This is a genomic window from Streptomyces sp. WM6386 (assembly GCF_000972385.1).
Classification (GTDB): domain Bacteria; phylum Actinomycetota; class Actinomycetes; order Streptomycetales; family Streptomycetaceae; genus Streptomyces.
Genome location: NZ_JXTE01000053.1, coordinates 23,602 through 46,616 on the forward strand (window position 1 = coordinate 23,602; position 23,015 = coordinate 46,616).

The following is a 23,015-nucleotide window of genomic DNA, read 5'->3' on the forward strand; positions in this document are numbered from 1 at the left end:
GAGCATCCATGTCACGCACCCGCTGGAGATTCGGCCTCGCCGCCACCGCGTTCCTGGTGGCGGCCGGTCTCCTTCCGGCCCCGGCCCATGCCGAGGACGCCGCCGACTACGCCATCACCGTCGACCCCACCGCCAAGGGCGCGAAGATCGACGACACGATGTACGGCGTCTTCTTCGAGGACATCAACCGGGCCGCCGACGGAGGCCTGTACGCCGAGCTCGTCCAGAACCGGTCCTTCGAGTACTCCACCGACGACAACCGCTCGTACACCCCCCTCACCTCCTGGACCGTCGACGGCGCCGGACAGGTCGTGAACGACGACGGCCGGCTCAATGCGCGCAACCGCAACTACCTCTCCCTGGCGGCCGGTTCGACCGTGACCAACGCCGGATACAACACCGGTGTCCATGTCGAGGAGGGCAAGAAGTACGACTTTTCCGTGTGGGCCCGCGCCGAGAGCGGCACGACCCTCACGGTCTCGCTCCAGGACGCCGACGGCAGCCTCGCCACCGCCCGGCAGGTCGCCGCGAAGGGTGGCTGGGCCAAGTACAAGGCGACCTTCACCGCCACCCGCACCAGCAGCGACGGCCGTCTGACCGTCGCCTCCTCGGCCGCGGCCGCCCTCGACATGGTGTCCCTCTTCCCGCGCGACACCTACAAGCACCAGGCGAACGGCCTGCGCAAGGACCTCGCCGAGAAGGTCGCCGCCCTCCACCCGGGCTTCGTGCGCTTCCCCGGCGGCTGCCTGGTCAACACCGGCTCGATGGAGGACTACAGCGAGGCCTCCGACTGGCAGCGCAAGCGCTCCTACCAGTGGAAGGACACCATCGGCCGGGTCGAGGAGCGCGCGACCAACTCCAACTTCTGGGGCTACAACCAGAGTTACGGCCTCGGCTACTACGAGTACTTCCGCCTCTCCGAGGACATCGGTGCCATGCCGCTGCCCGTCGTCCCCGCTCTGGTGACCGGCTGCGGCCAGAACAGGGCCGTCGACGACGACGCGCTGCTCAAGCGGCACATCCAGGACACCCTCGACCTCATCGAGTTCGCCAACGGCCCGGTCACCTCGACCTGGGGCAAGAAGCGCGCCCGGATGGGCCACCCCAAGCCCTTCCACCTGACCCACATCGAGGTCGGCAACGAGGAGAACCTCCCGGTCGAGTTCTTCGCCCGGTTCAAGGAGTTCCGCGCCGCCATCGCGGCCAAGTACCCGGACATCACCGTGATCTCCAACTCCGGTCCGGACGACTCCGGTTCGACCTTCGACACGGCCTGGCAGCTCAACAAGGACGCCAAGGTCGACATGGTCGACGAGCACTACTACAACAGCCCGCAGTGGTTCCTGCAGAACAACGACCGCTACGACTCCTACGACCGCAGCGGCCCGAAGGTCTTCCTCGGCGAGTACGCCTCCCTGGGCAACGCCTTCAAGAACGGCCTCGCCGAGGCGGCCTACATGACCGGCCTGGAGCGCAACGCGGACGTCGTCAAACTCGCCTCGTACGCCCCGCTGTTCGCCAACGAGGACTACGTCCAGTGGCAGCCGGACCTCGTCTGGTTCAACAACCACGCCTCCTGGAACTCCGCCAACTACGAGGTCCAGAAACTGTTCATGACCAACGTCGGCGACCGCGTGGTGCCCTCCACGGCGACCGGGACGCCCTCACTGACCGGTCCCATCGCGGGCGCGGTCGGCCTGTCGACCTGGGCGACCACGGCGGCGTACGACGACGTGAAGGTGACGGACGCCGACGGCAACTCCCTGCTGAGCGACGACTTCTCCGGTGACGCGTCGAAGTGGACCCACTCCGGCGGCGGCAGCTGGAGCGTCCAGGACGGTCAGTACGTGCAGACGGACGTGGCCGCCGAGAACACGATGGTCTCGGCCGGCGACACCGACTGGCACGACTACGACCTGCATGTGAAGGCCACCAAGAAGTCCGGCAAGGAGGGCTTCCTCGTCGCCTTCGGCGTCAAGGACACCGGCAGCTACTACTGGTGGAACCTCGGCGGCTGGAACAACACCCAGTCCGCCGTCGAGCAGGCCGTGGACGGCGGCAAGTCGACGCTGATCTCCAAGGCCGGATCGGTCGAGACGGGCCGTGCCTACGACATCGACATCAAGGTGCGGGGCCGTCAGGTCACCCTGTACCTCGACGGGCAGGAGTGGGGCAGCTTCACCGACGACAAGCCGGCCGAGCCGTTCCGTCAGGTCGTGACCAAGGACAAGAAGACCGGTGACCTGATCGTCAAGGTCGTCAACGCCCAGTCCACGGCCGCCCGCACGGCGATCGACCTGGGCGGCGCCAAGGTCGCCTCCAAGGCCCGCGTCACCACGCTGACGGCCGACCCGAACGCGGTGAACTCGGAGACCGGGACACCGGTCGTGCCGGTGAAGTCCACGTTCGACGGGGTCGCCGACCGGTTCACGTACACCTTCCCGGCGAACTCGGTCACCTTCCTGCGGATCAAGCAGAGGTAGCGAGTTCCACGCCCGCCGAAGGCCTTCCTCGCGACGAACACCGTCGCGAGGAAGGCCTTCGATATTCCGCAGGTGAGTTCACCGTCGCTAAGTGCGCAAGAAATTATCCGTTTCCCCAGCGTTCACCATTTCCCTCCAAAGGGCCACGCCCTATTCGGAATTCGCTTTCCCACTTTTCATGGACGGCACAACCAACCCGAAATTCCGGCCGTCTAAGGGGGCGATTCCGAGCACGGGAACAGGATGTGAAACGGATAACCTCTCCGGCACGGCCGACGCGAGCCGCGGCGCTGCTCGCGGCCGTCATCACCGTCACCGCGTTCTGCGCCGCCGACGCCCTGGCCCGCAGCTACCCCTTCGGCCCCCGCACCCGGAGCGTCAACGACCTGGGCAACCAGTACGTGCCGTTCCACGCCCACCTGTGGGACCTGCTGCACGGCAGGGCCGACGGCGGTCTGCTCGTCAACTGGCAGTCCGGATACGGCGCGAGCTTCCTGCCCGACCTCGGCACCTACGTCAGCAGCCCCTTCGCCCCGCTCGTCGCGGTGTTCCCGCGGGACGAGATCGACCTCGCCGTCTATGTGATCACCGTGTTGAAGACGGCGTCCGCGGGCGCCGCCATGGCCTGTCTGCTGCTCGCTCTGCGCCCGGGCCGCTGGTGGGCGGCGGGACTGCTGGGCGCCTCCTACGCGCTGTGCGGCTGGAGCGTGGCGGTCGCCTCGTACAACCCGATGTGGCTCGACGGCCTCGTCGCGCTGCCGCTGCTGTGCCTGGTCGGCGAGTGGACCCTGCGCGGACGGCGTCCCCTGCTCGGGGTGCTCGTCGTGGCCCTCGCCTGGATCGCCAATTTCTACACCGCCTACATGGCCACCCTCGGCGCCGGACTGGTGCTGCTGCTCCGGCTGTGGCTGTCCGACCTCACGGTCCGCCGGCGGCTCCTGGCGGCGGGCCGCGCCGGCGCCACCGTCACGCTCGGCGTGGGTCTGGCCGCGCCGCTGGTGGCTGTCGTCTACTTCGGTACCCGGCACGCCTACCCGGGCCGGGTCGTGGACTTCGCGCCCGTACCGACGGAAGACCTGCTCGCCCGGCTGCTGCCGACGACGTACACCTTCGGCACCCCCGCCCTGTACGTGGGGACCGCCGCGCTGCTGCTCGCCCTCGCGCTGCCCTTCCACCGGGCGGTGCCCCGGCGGGTGCGCGCCGGGTGGACGCTGCTGGTCGTCGTCGTGACCCTGTCGCTCCAGTGGGGCCCGACCCATCTGCTCTGGCACGCCTTCGCCACACCGCAGGGCAGCCCGTACCGCCAGACCTTCGTCCTGTGCGCGCTGCTGGTGATCGCCGCCTGGCACGCGCTCTCGTACGGCCCGCCCGACCTGCGCGCGCTGGGCGCGGCGGGCGGTCTGCTCGCCGTGCTCGCCGCCGTCGCCGGCCGGAGCCCCGTCGCGCAGCACACCGTCACCCGGGCGGTGCTGCTCCTCGCCGTCGTGGGCGCGCTGGGCGGACTCGCCCTGCTGTGCCGCGCCGGCGGCGGACAGCGCACGGTACTGGCCGGGCTGGCCGTGGCGCTGCTCTTCGGCGGGCAGTTCGGTGAGACGGTGGCCACCTCCGCCGAAGCGACCCGGCTGCGCTACGGGCACCTGGACGACTACGCGCCCTGGGGAGCCCGGCAGCAGCGGCAGGCGGAGGCGATCGCACAGGCCGACGGCTGGCCCCGGTACCGCACCGACCCCGGCCGGGACCAGACGGTCGCCAACGACCCGCTCCTGGTGGGTGGCCAGGGCGCCCAGTACTACAGCAGCCTCACCTCGGACGTCCTCAGCCGCACCCTCACCGCCCTCGGCGGCGGCTGGACCTCACGGGGCCGCAGCCTCCAGAGCCTCGACAACGCCGTCACCGACGTCGTCCTGTCGGTCGGCGCCCGCGTGCACTCCCCGCCCGACCCGCACCAGAACTGGTTCCCGCAGAACGGCGAGCGGCTCACCGTCACCCGCCAGGACGTACCGCCGCTGGTGACGGTACGACCGTCCGACGCGTCCCGCGCCTCCTTCAGCCCCTCGCCCTACCGCAACCAGGAGCTGCTGCTCGGCACCCGCGTCTACACCGTCCCCCGCATCACCGTCCGCACGAGCACCGGCAGGCCCCCGAGCGGCGGCGCCACCGGCCTCCTCATCGGCGCCCCCGCCCCCGCGAGCGCGCCCGCGAGCGCGCGGAAACCGACGATCACGGCACAGTGCCCGGCCGGTGACGAGGTCTATCTGTGGGCGCCCCACTTCAACGGCGCCGCGCGGCTCGGCGACGGTCCGACCGGACGCTTCCGGTCGGACGGCGACGGCAAGAAGATCGCCGCCATGCAACGACTGGGAGCGGTCCCGCCCTCCGGGCGGCTGAGGATCGAGCTGGCCCCCGACCGGGCCGGCCGCATCCCCAAGGGCGCCGTCGGCTGCCTGGACACCGACCGGCTGCACACCGCGGCCGAGCGCCTCAAGGCCACCGGCGCCACCCGGGTGAGCGTCTCCGACGCCACGCTCCGAGCCGAACTCCCCACGGGCAGCAAGGGAATCGCGGTCGTGGCGGCTCCCCGTATCGCCGGCTGGCGCTGTGCCACGGGCGACGCCACCGCCGTACCGGCAACGGACTACCACGGCCTGATCGCCGTACCGCTGGACGGCTCCTCGACCAGTCTGACCTGCACATTCCATCCGCCCGGGCTGCGCCTCGGCACGACGGTCGGGGGCGCGTCACTGCTGGCCCTGATCCTGCTCGGCGCCGTCAGCGCGGTGCGCCGCCGACGGCTCGCGCGGCCACCAACATCCCAGTCCACCACCACACGACCACGCGAGCGCGTGACCACCGCTCGCTGACCGGGTACCAGGGGGAAGAACCATGCTCCTATCGATCGTCGCACCCTGTTACAACGAGGAAGACGTCCTCGAACGCTTCCACGCAGAGGTGCAGAAGGTGGCGGAGGAACTGCTGCCGCTCGGCCACGACGTCGAGTTCGTGTACGTCGACGACGGCAGCCGCGACCGTACCCTCGCCGTTCTGGAACGGCTGGCCGGGCAGGACCCGCGCGTGCGGTACGTCTCCTTCAGCCGCAACTTCGGCAAGGAAGCGGCACTGCTCGCGGGCCTGCGGCACGCCTCGGGAGACTCCGTCGTCGTCATGGACGCGGATCTCCAGCACCCGCCGGAGCTGATCAAACGGATGGTGGACCTGCGTGCCCAGGGCTACGACCAGGTGATCGCCCGGCGCACCCGGACCGGCGACCGGATGACCCGCACACTCACCGCCCGGCTCTACTACCGGCTCGTGAACCGTCTCGTGGACGTGGAGCTCGTGGACGGTGTCGGCGACTTCCGGCTGCTGTCCCGGCGGGTGGTGGACGCGGTGCTGAACCTCACCGAGTCCAACCGCTTCTCCAAGGGCCTGTTCGCCTGGGTGGGTTTTCCCGGCACCACGTTCGAGTACACCAACGCCCTGCGCGCACACGGCCGCAGTTCCTGGAGCATGCGGGGCCTGCTGAACTACGGACTCGACGGGCTGCTCTCCTTCAACAACCGACCCCTGCGCGCGGCCCTCTACCTCGGCATGGGACTGCTGGCCATCGCCGGGCTGTACACCGCCTGGATCATGGGTGCCGCGCTCATCAACGGAGTGCAGACACCCGGCTATGTCACGATCATCACCGCCGTCACCGGGGTCGCCGGAGTGCAGATGATCATGCTCGGGGTGATCGGTGAGTACACCGGGCGGATCTACTACGAGGTCAAGGGGCGCCCGCACTTCCTGGTGAAAGCAACCAATACGGAGCCGGCGAAGGACCTCGTTCCGTGATGTCGCGGCAGATTCTCACATTCTCGGTGATAGGGGTCGTGAACACAGGCACCTACTACGGTCCGTACCTCGTGCTCCTGACCCGCTTCCCCTATCTCGTCGCGCATGTTCTCGCGACCCTGCTCAGTATGACCGGTTCCTTTTTCCTCAATGCCTGGTTCACCTATCGCACGCGTCCGACCGTGCGGAAATTCCTGTTGTTCCCCCTGACGAACGCCGCCAATTTCCTCGTCACCACGGCCGGCGTCTACGTCCTCGTCGACCTCTTGCGTCTCGACAGCCGGTACGCCCCGCTGCTCGCCTCCCTGGCGGCGATCCCGGTGACCTTCGTCGTCTCCCGGCGGATCATGGTGCCCAAGGCGGAGACCCCCGAGATTGCATAAACGTGCATCGAAACGTATAGTCATGCCATCCAAGAGGAGGATTCCATGGCGGTACGTGCGGCAGTGGCCGGAGCGAGTGGGTACGCGGGCGGCGAAGTCCTGCGGCTGCTCCTGGCGCACCCCGAGGTCGAGATCGGCGCCCTGACCGGCAACTCCAACGCCGGACAGAAGCTGGGCGCGCTCCAGCCGCACCTGCTGCCGCTGGCCGACCGCGTCCTCCAGGAGACCACGGCCGACGTCCTCGCCGGTCATGATGTCGTCTTCCTCGCCCTGCCCCACGGCCAGTCCGCCGCCGTCGCCGAGCAGCTCGGCCCGGACGTGCTCGTCGTCGACATGGGCGCCGACTTCCGGCTGAAGGACGCCGCCGACTGGGAGACGTTCTACGGTTCCCCGCACGCCGGCACCTGGCCGTACGGCCTTCCCGAACTTCCGGGTGCCCGCGCCGCGCTGGAGGGGTCCAAGCGCATCGCGGTGCCCGGTTGCTACCCGACCGCCGTCTTGCTCGCGCTCTTCCCGGCGTACGTCGCCGGACTCGCCGAGCACGAAGCCGTGATCGTCGCCGCCTCCGGGACCTCCGGCGCGGGCAAGGCGCCCAAGGCCAATCTGCTGGGCTCCGAGGTCATGGGCTCCATGTCGCCGTACGGCGTCGGAGGCGGCCACCGGCACACGCCGGAGATGATCCAGAACCTCAGCGGGGCGGCGGGGGAGCGGGTCTCCGTCTCCTTCACGCCGACCCTCGCACCGATGTCCCGCGGCATCCTCGCCACGTGCAGCGCCAAGGCGAAGCCCGGCGTCACCGCCGAGACCGTCCGCGCCGCCTACGAGAAGGCCTTCGCCGACGAGCCCTTCGTCCACCTGCTCCCCGAGGGGCAGTGGCCCGCCACGGCGTCCGTCTACGGTTCCAACGCCGTTCAGATCCAGGTCGCGTACGACGAGGCCGCCGGCCGCATCATCGCCATCAGCGCCATCGACAACCTGACCAAGGGCACCGCGGGCGGTGCCCTGCAGAGCATGAACATCGCCCTCGGACTCGACGAGTCCACCGGGCTTTCCACGATCGGAGTCGCACCGTGAGCGTCACGGCAGCCAAGGGATTCCAGGCGGCGGGCATCGCCGCCGGGATCAAGGAGAACGGCAACCCGGACCTGGCCCTCGTGGTCAACACCGGGCCGCGCCGCGCCGCCGCGGGCGTCTTCACCTCCAACCGTGTGAAGGCCGCCCCGGTCCTGTGGTCCGAGCAGGTCCTGAAGACCGGCCAGTTGACGGCCGTCGTCCTCAACTCCGGCGGCGCCAACGCCTGTACGGGTCCCAAGGGCTTCCAGGACACGCACGCCACCGCCGAGAAGGTCGCCGACGTCCTCGGCATCGGCGCGGGCGAGGTGGCCGTCGCCTCCACCGGCCTGATCGGCGTGCTGCTCCCCATGGACAAGCTGCTGCCGGGTGTCGCCACGGCCGCCGAGGCCCTGAGCGAGCACGGCGGTGAGAAGGCCGCCATCGCCATCAAGACCACCGACAGTGTCCACAAGACGTCCGTCGTCACCAAGGACGGCTGGACCGTCGGCGGCATGGCCAAGGGCGCGGGCATGCTCGCCCCCGGCCTCGCCACCATGCTCGTCGTCCTCACCACCGACGCGGACGTCGAGAGCGACGTGCTGGACAGGGCGCTGCGCGCCGCCACGCACACGACCTTCGACCGCGTCGACTCCGACGGCTGCATGTCCACCAACGACACCGTGCTGCTGCTCGCCTCCGGCGCCGCCGAAGCCACCCCGCAGTACGCGGAGTTCGCGGAGGCCGTGCGGCAGGTCTGCGACGACCTCGGCCAGCAGCTCATCCGGGACGCCGAGGGTGCCAGCAAGGACATCAAGGTCGAGGTGATCAACGCCGCGACCGAGGCCGAAGCCGTCGAGGTGGGCCGCTCCATCGCCCGCAACAACCTCCTCAAGTGCGCCATCCACGGCGAGGACCCCAACTGGGGCCGGGTGCTCTCCGCGATCGGCACCACACAGGCCGCCTTCGAGCCGGACCGGCTCAACGTCGCCATCAACGGCGTCTGGGTCTGCAAGAACGGCGGAGTCGGCGAGGACCGCGACAAGGTCGACATGCGCTACCGCGAGGTGCACATCGTCGCCGACCTGGCCGCGGGCTCCGAGACCGCCACCATCTGGACCAACGACCTCACCGCCGACTACGTCCACGAGAACAGCGCGTACTCGTCATGAGCACTACTCGTAAGCACACCGCACTGCCGAAGGCGCAGATCCTCATCGAAGCGCTGCCCTGGCTGGTCCGGCACAACGGCAAGACCGTCGTCATCAAGTTCGGCGGCAACGCCATGATCGACGAGGACCTGAAGGCCGCCTTCGCCCAGGACGTCGTCTTCCTGCACCACGCCGGTCTCAAGCCGGTCGTCGTGCACGGCGGAGGCCCGCAGATCAGCGCCGCCCTCGACCAGGCCGGCATCGTCAGCGAGTTCAAGGCCGGCCTGCGCGTCACCACCGAGGACGCCATGGACGTCGTACGGATGGTGCTCGCCGGACGGGTCCAGCGCGAGCTCGTCGGGCTTCTCAACCAGCACGGACCGCTCGCCGTGGGACTCACCGGCGAGGACGCGCACACCATCACCGCCACCAAGCACCAGCCCGAGATCGACGGCGAGTTGGTCGACATCGGGCGGGTGGGCGAGATCACCGCGATCGACACGGGCGCGATCGAGGCACTCCTCGCCGACGGCCGGATCCCGGTCGTCTCGTCGATCGCCCGTAGCCAGGACGACGGACATGTCTACAACGTCAATGCTGATACGGCGGCTGCGGCACTCGCTGCTGCTCTGGGCGCCGAAACCCTCATGGTCCTCACGGACGTCGAGGGTCTCTACGAGGACTGGCCCCACAGCGACGAGGTGATCAGCCGCCTCACGGCTTCCCAACTGGAGAAGCTGCTCCCGGAGTTGAGCTCCGGCATGGTCCCGAAGATGGAGGGCTGTCTGCACGCCGTACGAGGCGGCGTCACCACGGCCCGGGTCATCGACGGGCGGGTCCAGCACTCGATCCTGCTGGAGATCTTCACCGACGAGGGCATCGGCACGATGGTCGTGCCGGACGACGACAAGGGGGATGGGGAATGACCGGCACCGCAAGCAACGCAGAGCTCACCCAGCGGTGGCAGGGCTCGCTCATGAACAACTACGGCACCCCCCGGCTGCCCCTCGTCCGCGGTGCGGGCCTCAAGGTCTGGGACACCGAGGGCAAGCAGTACTACGACTTCGTCGGCGGCATCGCCACCAACGCGCTCGGCCACGCCCACCCGGCGATCGTCGAGGCCGTCAGCAAGCAGATCGCCTCGATCGGCCACATCTCCAACTTCTTCATGGCCGAGCCCACCGTCGCCCTCGCCGAACGGCTCCTCCAGCACTTCGGACGGGACGGCAAGGTCTTCTTCTGCAACTCCGGCGCCGAGGCCAACGAGGCCGCCTTCAAGATCGGCCGGCTGACCGGGCGGACCCACATGGTCGCCACCCGCGGCGGCTTCCACGGCCGGACCATGGGCGCCCTCGCCCTCACGGGCCAGCCCGCCAAGCGGGAGCCCTTCCTGCCGCTGCCCGGCGATGTCACGCACGTGCCGTACGGCGACGCGCAGGCGCTGGCCGCCGCGGTCACCGAGGACACCGCCCTCGTCGTCATCGAGCCGATCCAGGGCGAGAACGGTGTGATCGTCCCGCCCGCCGGCTATCTGAAGGCGGCCCGGGCGATCACCGCCGCCACCGGCACGCTCCTCGTCCTCGACGAGGTGCAGACCGGCATCGGCCGGACCGGCCACTGGTTCGAGTACCAGGCCCACGAGGGCGTCCTGCCGGACGTCGTCACCCTCGCCAAGCAGCTCGGCGGCGGCCTGCCGCTCGGCGCGACCGTGGCCTTCGGCCGGGCCGCCGAACTCCTCCAGCCCGGCCACCACGGCACGACCTTCGGCGGCAACCCGGTCGCCTGCGCCGCCGGACTGGCCGTGCTCGACACCATCGCGAACGAGGGGCTGCTCGAGAACGTCAAGCGCCAGAGCGCCGCGCTGTCCGACGGAATCGAGGCACTGGGGCACCCGCTGATCTCCCACATCCGGGGCTCCGGCCTCCTCCTGGGTATCGTGCTCACCGAGCCGCTCGCGCCCCAGGCGCAGCAGGCGGCTCAGGACGCCGGTTTCCTGGTGAACGCGCCCGCCCCCGATGTCGTACGGCTGATGCCGCCGCTGAACCTCGGCGACGACGAGGTGGAGGCGCTGCTCCGGGCGCTGCCGGGCGTGCTGGACGTGGCCAACGGGGATGGATGAGCCGGAGAGATGAGACGTCGATGAGCCAGGCGCAGGATCACGAGCAGACCCACGGGCCTGCCGTACCGCAGACCCGCACCGCACGGCACCGCCGGATCGTGGACATCCTCAACCGGCAACCGGTCCGCTCTCAGAGCCAGTTGGCGAAGCTTTTGTCCGACGACGGGCTGAGCGTCACACAGGCGACGCTCTCCCGGGACCTGGACGAGCTGAACGCGGTGAAGATCCGTAACACCGACGGCGACCTGATCTACGCGGTGCCGAGTGAGGGCGGGTTCCGTACTCCTCGTGCGCCGCTGGGGGAGTCCGCCAAGGAGGAGCGGATGCGGCGGCTCTCCCAGGAGCTGCTGATCTCCGCGGAGGCGTCCGCGAACCTTGTCGTGCTGCGGACGCCGCCGGGTGCCGCGCAGTTCCTGGCGTCGGCGATCGACCAGGCCGAGCTGCACGACATTCTCGGGACGATCGCGGGTGACGACACGTTGATGTTGATCAGCCGGGATCCCACGGGGGGGCAGGCGTTGGCCGAGCATTTGTTGCGGTTGGCTCAGAACGGCCACTGAGTGGGGTGGTGTCCGAGGTGTGCCGGGTGCGGGTTGTCCGTGGCTGGTCGCGCCGTTCCCCGCGCCCCTGGGTGGGTGCACTCAGCCCAGTCTTGACGCCAGGCCGCCGGTGCACCGGACCTCGTCGCCCGCCGTGATCAAGAGTGCCTCCACGTCGGGCAGCGACTCCAGCCACCGCAAGCCCTCCCGCGACCCCATCGCGAACGCCGCTGTCGCCCAGCAGTCCGCCCAGGTCACGCTGGGGGCCACCACGGTCACCGCCACCAGGTCCGTGACCGCCGAGCGGCCCGTGCGGGGGTCGACGATATGGGCGCCGCGCTCGGCCGTACCGGATGTCGCCACGGCCAGTTCGGCCGTACCCGCCGCCGATACCACCGCCGCCAGGCCCCCCGGCCGCAGCGGATCCGCCACCCCCACCCGCCACGGCCGCTGCGGCTCCGGCGTCCCCAGCAGCTGTACGTCCCCGCCGCCGTTGAGGCTCACCCCGGTCGCGCCGGCCGCGGAGAGGGAGCGTGCCGCGCGTTCGACGGCCCAGCCCTTGACGATGCCCGTCGGGTCCAGGTGGCCCTCGTAGCGCAGGCTGAACCAGCCGTCGCTCGCTTCCTCCGCCTTGGCGCCCAGGTCCAGGACCTCGGCGACCTCGGGGTCGCAGTCGTCGAGGGTCAGCTCACCGCGGGCCAGCCGGGAGATCTGGCTGTCGTCGCGGTAGGTGCTGAAGACGGCGTCGGCGCGGTGCAGACCCGCGACCGACCTCGCCAGGGCCGCCTCGACGGCGGCCGGTTCCCCGCCGCGGACGTCGAAGGAGAAGACGGTCCCCATGACCTCCTCCGTATGACGCACCGCGGCGGGAGCTTCTGCCGGTTCGGCCACCGTGTCAGCCACCGGCCTGGTCCAGCGCCGACTGCAGGGACTGCTTGTAGCCGTCGCTCGTGTAGGTCGCGCCCGACACCGCGTCGATGTCGGCGTTCCCCGCCGCCACCGCCGCCTTGTTGAGCTTCGGGATGGCGTTGCCGGTGATCTGGTCGCTCTGGCCGCCCTTGGGCTGCTGGACCGCCTCGGCCTTGGTGATCTTGCCGTTGGTGACGGTGACCCGGACCTGGACGGGACCGTACTGGGTCTGGGAGACGGTGCCGGTGACGACCTTGGGGGCCGCCGCCTCGGCGTTGCCCGCGCTCTGCGAGGGGGCCGGCGAGGACGCTCCCGACGACGCCGCCGCATTGCCCTTGTCGATGGCCGACTGGAGCGACTTCTTGTAGCCCTCGCTGGTGTAGGTCGCCCCGGACACGGTGTCGATCTGCGCACTCTGCTTGGCGAGCGTCGCCGCGTTGAGCTTCGGCACCGCGTTGCCGGTGATCTGGTCGCTCTGGCCGCCCTTGGGCTGCTGGACCGTCTCGGCCTTGGTGATCTTGTTGTTGACGAAGGTGATACGGACCTGGACGGCCCCGTACTGGGTGTCCACGGCGTCCCCGGTGGCGGTGCCGGTGGCCGCCTGGGCGCCGCCCTGCGCGGACTCCCGGGCCGCCGCGCTCTGCTGCGGGGCCGCGTCGCCGGCCGCGGACGCGTCGGTTGCGCTGGTCCCCGGCTTCAGGGACAGCAGCACCACGATCCCGGAGACGGTGGCGACGCCGGCCAGGACGACACGCCGAAGGGGGTGACTCTTCCTCATCGCTTCAACAGCTCCTGAAGTCCTTGAAGTTCCCGTCGCTCACATCTCGAACGACTCGTGATGGATGCGGCGGGCGGGTACACCCGCGCCGCGCAGTGCCTCGTACACGCCCTGTGCGAAGCCGGGCGGCCCGCACATGAAGACGTCGTGCTCGTCGATGTCCGGCAGCTTCTGCTGCAGCCGCTCCGCCGAGATGTCGGGCCGCTCGCCGTCCGGACTGTTGACCGCGTACATCAGCCGGGCGCCCCGCTCGTCGGCGATGGCGGCCAGCTCGTCCCACAGCGCCAGATCCTGGGTGCTGTTGGCCCGGTAGAGCAGGGTGATGTCGCCCGACGCCCCGGGCAGCGTCTCGAACAGCGCCCGCATCGGCGTGATGCCGACCCCGCCCGCGACCAGCAGCACCTTGCCGCGGCTGCGGCGCTGGGCGGTGAGGGCGCCGTACGGGCCCTCGGCCCACACCTTGGTGCCGGGCGTCAGCTCGCGCAGCCGCTCGGTGTGGTCGCCGATCGCCTTGACCGTGATCCGCAGCATGTCGGGGCGGGGGGCCGCCGACAGCGAGTACGGGTGCGAGCTGAACCGCATGCCCGGCGCCTTGAACCGCCAGCGGAAGAACTGCCCCGCCTGCGCGCCCATCCGGTGCAGCTTCTTGCCGCCGATGAGCACCGAGACGATGCCCGGCGTCTCCTCGATGACCGCCTCGACATACATCCGGTGCCGCATGTTGAGACGGATCGGGGTGAGGATCCGGTACCAGACCACCAGCGCGGTGACCACGCCGTACAGCCCGTACCAGAAGGTCTTCGCGGCAGGCTCCACGGCGAACTCGTTGCCGGTGCTGATCTGGTGCCAGAACGTCAGGTAGACGACCGCGTAGGTCAGCAGGTGGATGTGGTACCAGGTGTCGTACCCGACGATTCGGCGGATCCCGCCGATCGAGAGGAACGCGATGACGAACAGCAGCAGGGTGCCGATGCCCGCCTTGCCCATGTCGGGCAGGGTGTTGACCGAGTCGATCGTCTGCTGGACCACGTCGCCGAGCGACTTGCCTGCCTGGAGCGCGTACGCCCACATGGTGAGGAAGACATGTGCGGAGACCAGGAAGATCGTGTAACGGCCGCTCATGGCGTGCCAGCGCGCCACCCGGTCCGAGCCCACCCGCCGTTCCAGCGCGGGAACCCGGGCCATCTGGAGCACCACGAGCGCCATGAGATAGCCGGCGAGCAGACCCGTGATCCGGCCCGCGGCGAGGATCTTGGCGGTGTTGTCCGCGAGGGACGGGGTGTTGTCCCACCACAGCCACAGCACCGCGGCCGCGCCCGCCCATAGGGCGATCACCAGCGGGACGGCCGGGGAGCGGCGCGGGCGGATGCGGCGCATCGTCTGGCGGCGGGCGGCGCGGCCGCCTGCGAGCGTGGTGGTCACGGTTCCTCCGGGAGCGGGGCAAGGGGGTTGGCGTGGTCCCTTGGCCCAGAGGTACGTGCCGCGACGCCCGTGTGTTCAGAGCCCGGTCGAGTTCGAGGCGGACTCGAGTGACTGGTGGTAACCCCTCAGTACCGGGTGATCGCCGTGCGCCCGCTCGTCGTGCCGATCGCGATGTGCGGATCGTCGTCCGGGTCGGCCCACCGCAGGATCCGCCGCATGGCGTCCGCGGGCACCGACACACAACCCGCCGTCGCCCCGCTGCCGTTGACATGGAGGAAGATCCCGGCGCCCCGGCCGCGCACGGGCGCGGTGTAGTTGAAGCCGATGACCATGGCGTAGGCGTACTGCTTCTCGTACGAGATCAGATGCTCGGACTCGGCGGCCCGGCAGTCCCTCGCACGGGGCTCGCTCCAACGGTTGTAGGAGCGGGAGCCGTTGTCCTGGCACCACCAGGACTTCTCGCGCACGGGACGGTACTTGTACGACGTCCCGCCCGGCGCCCCTTTGATGCCGAACGCGTACGGCAGGTGGTAGAGCCCCGTCGGTGTCGTGCTGGTGTCCTGCTTGCGCGAGGCTCCCTCGACGAGTCCGTTCGCCCCGAACCGGGCCTTGGCCGAACCGGCCCGCACCCACTGCCCGTTGCGCAGGTCCCACCAGGTGAGCGTGCCGGTGGTCGAGCCGGTCCTCGCGGCGACCGCGGTGATCAACTGCGGGCCGCCCCCGGTGTCGGCCATACGGGCGGGCAGGGGCTGCCCGCCGCCGGGCACGGCACCGAGTACGAGAAGGGACGCGGTCACGAGAGCCGTGGCGACGGCGGGGGAGCCCATGGCTCAGACCGTAGAGGGCGGCAGCGGCAGTGGCAGCCCGGGTAGGCCATCCAGGCTCGTGGCGATCTGCCTCTTGGCGAAGTAGGCGCTGAGCGACTCGTCGTCCTCGCGCGCGAAGCGCCTGGCGTGCAGATCGCGGTCCTCGTCGTACGTCATGAAGGGCACCGCGTAGCCGCAGGAGTCGCGGATCGTCTCGGCCGTCACGACGATGATCGCCCGCAGTCCGTGCAGACCCGGGTCGATGTCCGGGAAGTGGCCGAGGAGTTCCTTGAAGCGCGGGTCGTCCCGCAGGACCGCCTCGCCGCGGCCGTGCACCCGGACGATGTTGGGCGGGCCCTGGAACGCGCACCACATCAGGGTGATCCGGCCGTTCTCCCGCAGATGCGCGACCGTCTCGGCGTTGGAGCCCGCGAAGTCCAGGTAGGCGAAGGTGAGTTCGTCCAGAACCGCGAAAGAGCCCTTGAGGCCCTTGGGGGAGAGGTTGACCGTGCCGTCGCCGGAGAGCGGGGCGGTCGCGGTGAAGAAAATGGGCTGCGCCTCGATGAAGGTGCGCAGCCTGCCGTCTATGCGTTCGTAGGTCTTTCCCATGTCTAACGATTATGGGGGCAACCCTTTCGCCTGTCTAAGGAATTCTGGGATCCATTCGGCAGGCGTCGCCGTGGCCGCCCCGGCCGGCGCTGGAGTCGGGGCGGCCACAGCACACCTGTCACGTCACTGGGTGAGCGTGCAGGTGGCGAGGGAGTCCAAGCCCTGCGGCTTCTCGGCGGTGCGGCCGATGGAGATGGCGATACGGTCGATGGTCGACTTCCGCTTGTCGGCCAGCGGGCCGAGGATGGCGTTCTGGACGAAGTTCGGTCCGCCCTGGCCGACCGTGTCGACGATCCGCTTGTTCGCCTCGGCGATCTGGGTGTTCAGCAGCGCCAGGTTGCGGTCCACCTCGGCCTGCGCGGTGGCCGGGATCGCGGGCAGCTGCGAGGCCACGTCCGGGCAGGTGATGGCTCCCGCGGCGGCGGCCCCGCCCGCGTCCTCCGCGTTGCCGGTGTCCTCGGCGCCTGCCGCCTCCGAGGCGGTCTCGCTCGGCGTGGCCTCCGCCTCCTCGCCCGCCCCGGCCTCCTCGCCCGCTCCCGCCTCTTCCTCGGCGACACCGCCCGCGTTGAGAGCGCAGGGCGCGAGCGCCTCCAGGCCCGCCGGGCGGTCGGCGGTGCGCCCGATGGCGGTGGCGATGCGGTTGACCACGGCGATCCGCTTGTCCTCCAGCGGGCCGAGGATGGCGTTCTGGACGAAGTTGGCTCCGCCCTGGCCCACGGTGTCGACGAGTCGCTGGTTGGCCTCGTCGATCTGGGTCTGCAGGAGGGTGATGTTGCGGTCGACCTCGGCCTGCGCGGTCGCCGGGATCGCGGGGAGCTGGGAGGCGACGTCCGGGCAGCTGATGGTGCCGGGGTCGGCGAGGGTCTGGGCGTTGGTCGTGCCGTTGCTCTTGGAGGTCTCTCCGGCGAGGGCGGAACCGGCGATCACCGCACCGGTCAGCACGAGGGCGGTGGCCCCGCCGATCAACGCGACGCGGCGCTTGTTGTACTTCGGAAGAGCCCTGGACATGCTGATGCCTCACAAGGGTCGAGGGGTGTCGTCGTCTCTGGGTTGTACAAACGCGGCGCCTGCGTTCGGCGGGAAGTACGGGTAAGCGGTTACCCATGTTCAAAGGATCTGCAAATTCGCGGCCGAACCTGCCGCGATTGACGAATCATGCATTGCACTGCATACTCATGCATGACAGTGAAGGCGCCACACCCTCTCACCACACCCTCTCTAGGAGCAACGCAAGTGAGCAGCAACAGCGGTGATGTCCGGCTCTGGGGCGCCCGTTTCGCCGACGGTCCCGCCGAGGCCCTGGCGAAGCTGTCCGCGTCCGTCCACTTCGACTGGCGGCTGGCGCCCTACGACATCGCCGGTTCGCGTGCCCACGCGCGCGTGCTCCACAAGGCGGGGCTGCTCACGGACGACGAGCTGACGCGGATGACCGCGGGCCTGGACCAGCTCGCGGCGGATGTCGCCGACGGTTCCTTCGTGGGCACGATCGCCGACGAGGACGTCCACACGGCTCTGGAGCGTGGCCTCCTGGAGCGCCTCGGCCCCGACCTCGGCGGCAAACTCCGCGCGGGCCGCTCCCGCAACGACCAGGTCGCGACCCTCTTCCGCATGTACCTCCGGGACCACGCCCGGATCATCGGCGGCCTGATCGCCGAACTCCAGGACGCGCTGATCGGCCTGGCCGAGGCCCACCCGGACGTGGCCATGCCCGGTCGCACCCACCTCCAGCACGCCCAGCCGGTGCTCTTCGCCCACCATGTCCTGGCGCACGCGCAGTCCCTGTCCCGGGACGCGGAGCGGCTGCGTCAGTGGGACGAGCGGACTGCGGTCTCCCCGTACGGTTCGGGCGCCCTGGCCGGTTCCTCCCTGGGCCTGGACCCGGAGGCGGTCGCCGCGGACCTCGGCTTCGAGCACGGCAGCGTCGGCAACTCGATCGACGGCACGGCGTCGCGTGACTTCGTCGCCGAGTTCGCCTTCATCACCGCGATGATCGGTGTGAACCTCTCCCGGATCGCGGAGGAGATCATCATCTGGAACACGAAGGAGTTCTCCTTCGTGACTCTGCACGACGCGTTCTCGACCGGCTCGTCGATCATGCCGCAGAAGAAGAACCCGGACATCGCGGAGCTGGCGCGCGGCAAGAGCGGCCGCCTCATCGGCAACCTGACGGGCCTCATGGCCACGCTCAAGGCGCTCCCGCTGGCGTACAACCGCGACCTCCAGGAGGACAAGGAGCCGGTCTTCGACTCCTGCGACCAGCTCGAGGTCCTGCTCCCCGCCTTCACCGGCATGATGGCCACCCTGACGGTCCACCGCGAGCGCATGGAGGAGCTGGCCCCGGCGGGCTTCTCCCTCGCCACCGACATCGCCGAGTGGCTGGTCAAGCAGGGCGTGCCCTTCCGCGTCGCCCACGAGGTCGCCGGCGAGTGCGTCAAGGTCGCGGAGTCCGAGGGCAAGGAACTGGGCGACCTGACGGACGAACAGTTCGCGAAGATCAGCGCCCATCTGACGCCTGAGGTGCGGACGGTACTGAACGTGCCGGGCGCGCTGGCTTCCCGCAACAGCCGCGGCGGTACGGCGCCGAGCGCGGTGGCGGTGCAGCTGGCAGAGGTCAAGGCGAACGTGGCGGCCCAGCACGAGTGGGCCACGGCCAAGAAGAAGTAGCGCTCGGGTGTGATCGCCCCTGTGGACCGCAGGTCCTTCAGGGGCGCGGGGAACTGCGCGACAAGCCACAACGAGTCCGCAGCCGCCAAAGCACCGCACCGACCGAGTTCTTGGGCGAATCCAAAGGTCATCGCGGGTTACGTTGGCCGCAGACCGTCACCGGACCCGACCGAACGGAGCCCGCGATGCCCTTCGCCCGCCTGGCGACAGCGACAACCCCCACCTGCCACATCGGACTCGGGCTCGCGGCCGTCGGTCGCCCCGGCTACATCAACCTCGGCCGCGACGAAGACCTCGGAGAGAACCGCAGCGTCGAAGCCCTGCGCACCCGCACCCACGAACTCCTCGACGCCGCCTACTTTCAGGGCGTCCGCTACTTCGACGCCGCCCGCTCCTACGGCCGGTCCGAGGAGTTCCTCGCCGACTGGCTCAACGCACGCCCCGACATCGACGACATCGTCGTAGGCAGCAAGTGGGGCTACACCTACACCGCCGCCTGGACCACCGACGCCGAGAAGCACGAGGTCAAGGACCACAGCGTCCAGACCTACGTCCGTCAGCGCGGCGAAACCGCCGAACGCCTCGGCGACCGCCTGGACCTCTACCAGATCCACTCGGTGACCCCGGACAGCCCGGCCCTCACCGACAAGGAACTCCACGCGAAGCTGGCCGAGGCGGCCGCCGCGGGCGTGAGCATCGGCTTCTCCACCAGCGGCCCCGCACAGGCCGACGCCATCCGCGCCGCCCTCGCCGTGACGGTCGACGGCGAACCCCTCTTCCGCACGGTCCAGTCCACCTACAACGCCCTGGAGACCTCGGCCGCCCCCGCCCTCGCCGAGGCCCACGACGCCGGACTGACCGTGATCGTCAAGGAGGGCATGGCCAACGGCAGGCTCGCGGACCCGTACGCACCGGACGCCCTGAAGGCGGTGGCCGCGGAGACGGGCCTCGGCTGCGACGCGGTCGCCCTCGCCCTGATCCTGTGCCGGCCCTGGGCCGGCGTCGTCCTGTCCGGCGCCGCCACCAGCAGCCAGCTCGCCTCCAACCTGCATGCCGCGGTCGTCGACCTCGACGAGGCCCAGCTGGCCCGCCTCGCCGAGCTCGTGGAGGAGCCGCAGGCGTACTGGGCGCGGCGCGGGCAGTTGCCCTGGCACTGACAGAGACACGCTCGACGGAGCTCATGAGACATCCATGCCCATAATGAGACGCTGATGTCTCACATGGGTTATGGTTGTCTCATGGCTGTCGATCGTGACCACGTGCTGCGCAGTGCCGCGGCCCTGCTGACCCGCAAATCCACCGCGACCATGGACGAGGTCGCGAAGGCCGCCGGGATCAGCCGCGCCACCCTGCACCGCCAGTTCGCCGGGCGCGACGCGCTCGTACGGGCCCTGGAGGCGCTCGGCATCGCCGAATGCGAGGCCGCCCTGGACGCGGCCCGCCCGGACGAGGGCCCCGCCGGCGACGCCGTACGGCGACTGGTGCGCGAGATCGAACCGGCCGCCGCCCTCCTCGCCTTCCTCTACAGCGAGAACCAGCTGTTCGAGGGTGAGCAGAACGCGGGCTGGACCCGCATCGACGAGCGCATCGCGGCCCTGTTCAAGCGCGGCCAGGCGGGCGGCGAGTTCCGCATCGACCTCACGCCGACCTGGCTCACCGAGGCGCTGTACGGCCTGCTGGCCTCCGGCGCCTGGGCGGTGTCGGAGGGCCGGGTGGCCGCCAAGGACTTCCACCACATGATCGTCGAGCTGTTGCTCGGCGGAGCACTACGGAGAGAGGAATCATGACCAGCACCCTGCAGCCGGCGTCGACGACCGAGGCGGTGACCAAGCGCCCGGGACGTTGGCTCGCGCTGTCCGTCCTCGTGCTCGCCGTGCTGCTGGTGGCCGTCGACGCGACCGTCCTCGGTCTCGCGACCCCCTACATCAGTGCGGACCTGGAGCCGTCCGGCACCCAGCTCCTCTGGATCGGCGACGTCTACTCCTTCGTCATCGCCGGTCTGCTCGTCTCGATGGGCAGCCTCGGCGACCGTATAGGCCGCAAGAAGATCCTCCTCGTCGGCGCCACGGCGTTCGGTGCGATATCGGTCCTCAACGCCTACGCCACGACACCGGAGTTGATGATCCTCGCCCGCGCCCTGCTGGGCGTGGCGGGCGCGACGCTGATGCCGGCGACCCTCGCCCTGATCCGCAACCTCTTCCACGACCCGCGCGAACGCAGCCTCGCCGTGGGCATCTGGGGCGCGACCGCCTCCGCCGGTACGGCAATCGGCCCGATCGCCGGCGGCTTCCTGCTCGAACACTTCTGGTGGGGCTCGGTCTTCCTGATCAACCTGCCCGTGATGGCGGTCCTGGTCGTCGTCGGCATCAAACTGCTGCCGGAGTCGAAGAACCCGAACCCGGGCCCGTGGGACATGCTCAGCGTGGCCCTGTCCCTGGTCGGCATGATCGCCCTGGTCTACGCCGTCAAGGAGGCCGCCACCCACGGCTTCAGCGGTGAGGTCGCCGCCGTCGCCCTGCTGGGCACGGGTGCGCTGATCTGGTTCGTCCGCCGCCAGCTGACCCTGCCGACCCCGCTGCTGGACATGCGCCTGTTCCGCAACCGAGGCTTCAGCGCGGCCGTCCTGTCCGACCTGCTGACCATCCTCGGCCTGTCGGGTCTGGTGTTCTTCCTTTCGCAGTACCTGCAACTCGTGCAGGGCAGGCGCCCGTTGGAGGCCGGCCTGGCCGAACTGCCCGCGGCGATCGGCGCCGTGGCGGCAGGCCTGCTCGCCGGCCGCGCGGCCCGCCGCTTCTCGGTCCGCTCCGTGGTCGCGGGCGGCCTGGCGGCGGTCGGCCTGGCACTGGCCTCCCTGACGGTGATCGACCAGTCGACGGGCTACCCGCTGCTGGGCGCGGCCCTGCTGGTCGTCGGCATCGGCGCGGGCTTCTCGTTCACGGTCACGGCGGACGTGATCCTGTCGGGCGTGCCGAAGGAACAGGCGGGCTCGGCGTCGGCGGTCTCGGAGACGGCCTACGAACTGGGCGCGGCCCTGGGCATCGCCGTCCTGGGCTCCATCGTGACGGGCGTGTACCGCGACTTCACGGGCCCGGTGGGCACACCGCAGGGGGCGCACGAGTCGCTGAGCGGCGCGGTGGAGGCGGCGGCAGGGATGCCGGCGCAGCAGTCGGCGGCACTCCTGGACTCGGCGAGGCAGGCATTCGTGGACGGCCTGTCGCTGGCGGCGGGTGTGGGCGCGGTGGTGCTCCTGGCAACGGCGGTGGGGGCGTGGTTCCTGCTGAAGGAACAGCGCCTGGAGAACGCCGGTTAGGAGACGCACCTCAGGGGCGCGGGGGACTGGGCAACCAGCCCCCGCCGCCCCGCGGCCGAAGTGCTACGCGGCCTCTTTGGCCTTGGTCGCATACATGTCCACGTACTCCTGACCGGACAGCTGCATGACCTCCGTCATCACGGAGTCCGTCACCGCCCGCAGCACATACCGATCCCGGTCCATCCCCTCGTACCGGGAGAACTCCATCGCCTCACCGAAGCGAACGGTGACGCGGCCGGGCCGCGGGATGCCGGCCCCACCCGGCTGCACCTTGTCCGTACCGATGATGGCGAACGGCACGACCGGCGCACCGGTCATCATGGCCAGCCGCGCGATTCCGGTGCGACCGCGGTAGAGCCGGCCGTCGGGGGAGCGGGTGCCCTCCGGGTAGATGCTGAAGACCTTGCCCTCCTCCAGCACCCGGCGCCCGGTCATCAGCGCCGCGACACCGCCGCGCCCGCCGTCCCGGTCGACCGGGATCATGCCGCAGCCCGTGAAGAACCAGGCCATCAGACGCCCCTTGAGGCCCTTGCCGGTGACGTACTCGTCCTTGCCGATGAAGAAGACCTGACGGTCGCAGAAGAGCGGCATGATCATCGAGTCGATGAACGTGAGGTGGTTGCCGGCGAGGATCACCGGACCGTCTCCCGGGATGTGCTCCGCGCCCTCCACCCGGGGGCGGAACATCAGGCGCATGATCGGTCCGAGCACTGCCTTGATGAGCGCGAAGCGGGACAACGGATCCTCCGGTGTCAAGTGAATCGGTATATGTCTGTGCAGGTGAGGACGATACTCGCGGTTCCGGGGGTCGTGCACATCGGGTGCGCCGGGTTCACCGAGGTCTTACGCACTGTTGACGCTGGTTTACCTGCGGTGGCGCACGGTGTACCGCCCGTAACCCGTTGGCCATGATGTGACGGACATCGCGTACCCCTTCTGATGAGCCGTCAACTCAAAC

General features: G+C 70.0%; 20 protein-coding genes. 13 read left to right on the forward strand and 7 right to left on the reverse strand.

Annotated features, from left to right (window positions below; all coding sequences use genetic code 11):
• The first annotated feature begins 8 nt into the window (after positions 1–8).
• The 9 genes from TN53_RS28165 (at position 9) to TN53_RS28205 (ending at position 11,580) form a co-directional block, all read left to right on the forward strand.
• Positions 9–2,483 carry an alpha-L-arabinofuranosidase C-terminal domain-containing protein gene (locus tag TN53_RS28165; RefSeq protein ID WP_046261495.1) on the forward strand — a complete coding sequence of 825 codons (2,475 nt, stop codon included), beginning with the start codon at positions 9–11 and terminating at the stop codon, positions 2,481–2,483.
• A gap of 245 nt (positions 2,484–2,728) precedes the next feature.
• Complete coding sequence (locus tag TN53_RS28170; protein ID WP_420719132.1) at positions 2,729–5,344, forward strand: YfhO family protein; 2,616 nt, start codon at positions 2,729–2,731, stop codon at positions 5,342–5,344.
• Positions 5,345–5,366: 22 nt separating this feature from the next.
• Positions 5,367–6,317 (forward strand): glycosyltransferase family 2 protein, encoded by a 951-nt coding sequence (locus tag TN53_RS28175; RefSeq protein ID WP_046261496.1) that lies wholly within the window; start codon positions 5,367–5,369, stop codon positions 6,315–6,317.
• Complete coding sequence (locus tag TN53_RS28180; RefSeq protein WP_046261497.1) at positions 6,317–6,700, forward strand: GtrA family protein; 384 nt, start codon at positions 6,317–6,319, stop codon at positions 6,698–6,700. The genes TN53_RS28175 and TN53_RS28180 overlap by 1 nt, the downstream gene beginning before the upstream one ends.
• A gap of 45 nt (positions 6,701–6,745) precedes the next feature.
• Positions 6,746–7,774, forward strand: a complete 1,029-nt coding sequence (gene argC, locus TN53_RS28185) for an N-acetyl-gamma-glutamyl-phosphate reductase (RefSeq protein WP_046261498.1) — start codon at positions 6,746–6,748, stop codon at positions 7,772–7,774.
• Positions 7,771–8,922, forward strand: a complete 1,152-nt coding sequence (gene argJ, locus TN53_RS28190) for a bifunctional glutamate N-acetyltransferase/amino-acid acetyltransferase ArgJ (RefSeq protein ID WP_046261499.1) — start codon at positions 7,771–7,773, stop codon at positions 8,920–8,922. The genes argC and argJ overlap by 4 nt, the downstream gene beginning before the upstream one ends.
• Complete coding sequence (gene argB, locus TN53_RS28195) at positions 8,919–9,827, forward strand: acetylglutamate kinase (RefSeq protein ID WP_046261500.1); 909 nt, start codon at positions 8,919–8,921, stop codon at positions 9,825–9,827. The genes argJ and argB overlap by 4 nt, the downstream gene beginning before the upstream one ends.
• Positions 9,824–11,020 carry an acetylornithine transaminase gene (locus tag TN53_RS28200; protein WP_046261501.1) on the forward strand — a complete coding sequence of 399 codons (1,197 nt, stop codon included), beginning with the start codon at positions 9,824–9,826 and terminating at the stop codon, positions 11,018–11,020. Before argB ends, TN53_RS28200 begins: the two co-directional genes overlap by 4 nt.
• 20 nt (positions 11,021–11,040) lie before the next feature.
• Positions 11,041–11,580: an arginine repressor gene (locus TN53_RS28205; RefSeq protein WP_046261502.1), complete on the forward strand. Its 540-nt coding sequence runs from the start codon at positions 11,041–11,043 to the stop codon at positions 11,578–11,580.
• 81 nt (positions 11,581–11,661) lie between these two features.
• Here the strand turns inward: TN53_RS28205 and TN53_RS28210 are convergent, their stop codons facing one another.
• The 6 genes from TN53_RS28210 to TN53_RS28235 form a co-directional block, all read right to left on the reverse strand.
• A complete protein-coding gene (locus TN53_RS28210; protein ID WP_046261503.1) occupies positions 11,662–12,399 on the reverse strand; it encodes an FAD:protein FMN transferase in 738 nt (245 codons plus the stop codon).
• Positions 12,400–12,454: 55 nt separating this feature from the next.
• Positions 12,455–13,246: an FMN-binding protein gene (locus TN53_RS28215; RefSeq protein ID WP_046261504.1), complete on the reverse strand. Its 792-nt coding sequence runs from the start codon at positions 13,244–13,246 to the stop codon at positions 12,455–12,457.
• Positions 13,247–13,285: 39 nt separating this feature from the next.
• Positions 13,286–14,668 carry a ferric reductase-like transmembrane domain-containing protein gene (locus TN53_RS28220; RefSeq protein ID WP_046261505.1) on the reverse strand — a complete coding sequence of 461 codons (1,383 nt, stop codon included), beginning with the start codon at positions 14,666–14,668 and terminating at the stop codon, positions 13,286–13,288.
• Between the two features lie 125 nt (positions 14,669–14,793).
• Positions 14,794–15,495, reverse strand: coding sequence for a L,D-transpeptidase family protein (locus TN53_RS28225; protein ID WP_046261506.1), 702 nt, complete (start codon positions 15,493–15,495; stop codon positions 14,794–14,796).
• Positions 15,496–15,498: 3 nt separating this feature from the next.
• Positions 15,499–16,083 (reverse strand): pyridoxamine 5'-phosphate oxidase family protein, encoded by a 585-nt coding sequence (locus TN53_RS28230; RefSeq protein WP_046261507.1) that lies wholly within the window; start codon positions 16,081–16,083, stop codon positions 15,499–15,501.
• A gap of 123 nt (positions 16,084–16,206) precedes the next feature.
• Positions 16,207–17,091 carry a hypothetical protein gene (locus TN53_RS28235; protein WP_046261508.1) on the reverse strand — a complete coding sequence of 295 codons (885 nt, stop codon included), beginning with the start codon at positions 17,089–17,091 and terminating at the stop codon, positions 16,207–16,209.
• A 225-nt stretch (positions 17,092–17,316) separates the two neighbouring features.
• On the opposite strand from TN53_RS28235, the gene argH reads away from it, so the two are divergent.
• From argH to TN53_RS28255, 4 genes are all read left to right on the forward strand, one after another.
• Positions 17,317–18,747 (forward strand): argininosuccinate lyase, encoded by a 1,431-nt coding sequence (gene argH, locus TN53_RS28240; RefSeq protein ID WP_046261509.1) that lies wholly within the window; start codon positions 17,317–17,319, stop codon positions 18,745–18,747.
• A gap of 185 nt (positions 18,748–18,932) precedes the next feature.
• Positions 18,933–19,904, forward strand: a complete 972-nt coding sequence (locus tag TN53_RS28245) for an aldo/keto reductase (protein WP_046261510.1) — start codon at positions 18,933–18,935, stop codon at positions 19,902–19,904.
• Positions 19,905–19,985: 81 nt separating this feature from the next.
• Positions 19,986–20,534: a TetR/AcrR family transcriptional regulator gene (locus TN53_RS28250; protein WP_046261511.1), complete on the forward strand. Its 549-nt coding sequence runs from the start codon at positions 19,986–19,988 to the stop codon at positions 20,532–20,534.
• A complete protein-coding gene (locus TN53_RS28255; RefSeq protein ID WP_046261512.1) occupies positions 20,531–22,057 on the forward strand; it encodes an MFS transporter in 1,527 nt (508 codons plus the stop codon). The genes TN53_RS28250 and TN53_RS28255 overlap by 4 nt, the downstream gene beginning before the upstream one ends.
• Positions 22,058–22,120: 63 nt before the next feature.
• Here TN53_RS28255 and TN53_RS28260 read toward each other — a convergent pair whose 3' ends face one another.
• Positions 22,121–22,795 (reverse strand): lysophospholipid acyltransferase family protein, encoded by a 675-nt coding sequence (locus TN53_RS28260; RefSeq protein WP_046261513.1) that lies wholly within the window; start codon positions 22,793–22,795, stop codon positions 22,121–22,123.
• Positions 22,796–23,015 lie beyond the last annotated feature (220 nt).

Coding starts and splice junctions, on each gene's coding strand:
- TN53_RS28165 (WP_046261495.1), top strand. CDS start 9: ATGTCACGCACCCGCTGGAGATTCGGCCTCGCCGCCACCGCGTTCCTG.
- TN53_RS28175 (WP_046261496.1), top strand. CDS start 5,367: ATGCTCCTATCGATCGTCGCACCCTGTTACAACGAGGAAGACGTCCTC.
- TN53_RS28180 (WP_046261497.1), top strand. CDS start 6,317: ATGTCGCGGCAGATTCTCACATTCTCGGTGATAGGGGTCGTGAACACA.
- argC (WP_046261498.1), top strand. CDS start 6,746: ATGGCGGTACGTGCGGCAGTGGCCGGAGCGAGTGGGTACGCGGGCGGC.
- argB (WP_046261500.1), top strand. CDS start 8,919: ATGAGCACTACTCGTAAGCACACCGCACTGCCGAAGGCGCAGATCCTC.
- TN53_RS28200 (WP_046261501.1), top strand. CDS start 9,824: ATGACCGGCACCGCAAGCAACGCAGAGCTCACCCAGCGGTGGCAGGGC.
- TN53_RS28205 (WP_046261502.1), top strand. CDS start 11,041: ATGAGCCAGGCGCAGGATCACGAGCAGACCCACGGGCCTGCCGTACCG.
- TN53_RS28210 (WP_046261503.1), bottom strand. CDS start 12,399: ATGGGGACCGTCTTCTCCTTCGACGTCCGCGGCGGGGAACCGGCCGCC.
- TN53_RS28215 (WP_046261504.1), bottom strand. CDS start 13,246: ATGAGGAAGAGTCACCCCCTTCGGCGTGTCGTCCTGGCCGGCGTCGCC.
- TN53_RS28225 (WP_046261506.1), bottom strand. CDS start 15,495: ATGGGCTCCCCCGCCGTCGCCACGGCTCTCGTGACCGCGTCCCTTCTC.
- TN53_RS28230 (WP_046261507.1), bottom strand. CDS start 16,083: ATGGGAAAGACCTACGAACGCATAGACGGCAGGCTGCGCACCTTCATC.
- TN53_RS28235 (WP_046261508.1), bottom strand. CDS start 17,091: ATGTCCAGGGCTCTTCCGAAGTACAACAAGCGCCGCGTCGCGTTGATC.
- TN53_RS28245 (WP_046261510.1), top strand. CDS start 18,933: ATGCCCTTCGCCCGCCTGGCGACAGCGACAACCCCCACCTGCCACATC.
- TN53_RS28250 (WP_046261511.1), top strand. CDS start 19,986: ATGGCTGTCGATCGTGACCACGTGCTGCGCAGTGCCGCGGCCCTGCTG.
- TN53_RS28255 (WP_046261512.1), top strand. CDS start 20,531: ATGACCAGCACCCTGCAGCCGGCGTCGACGACCGAGGCGGTGACCAAG.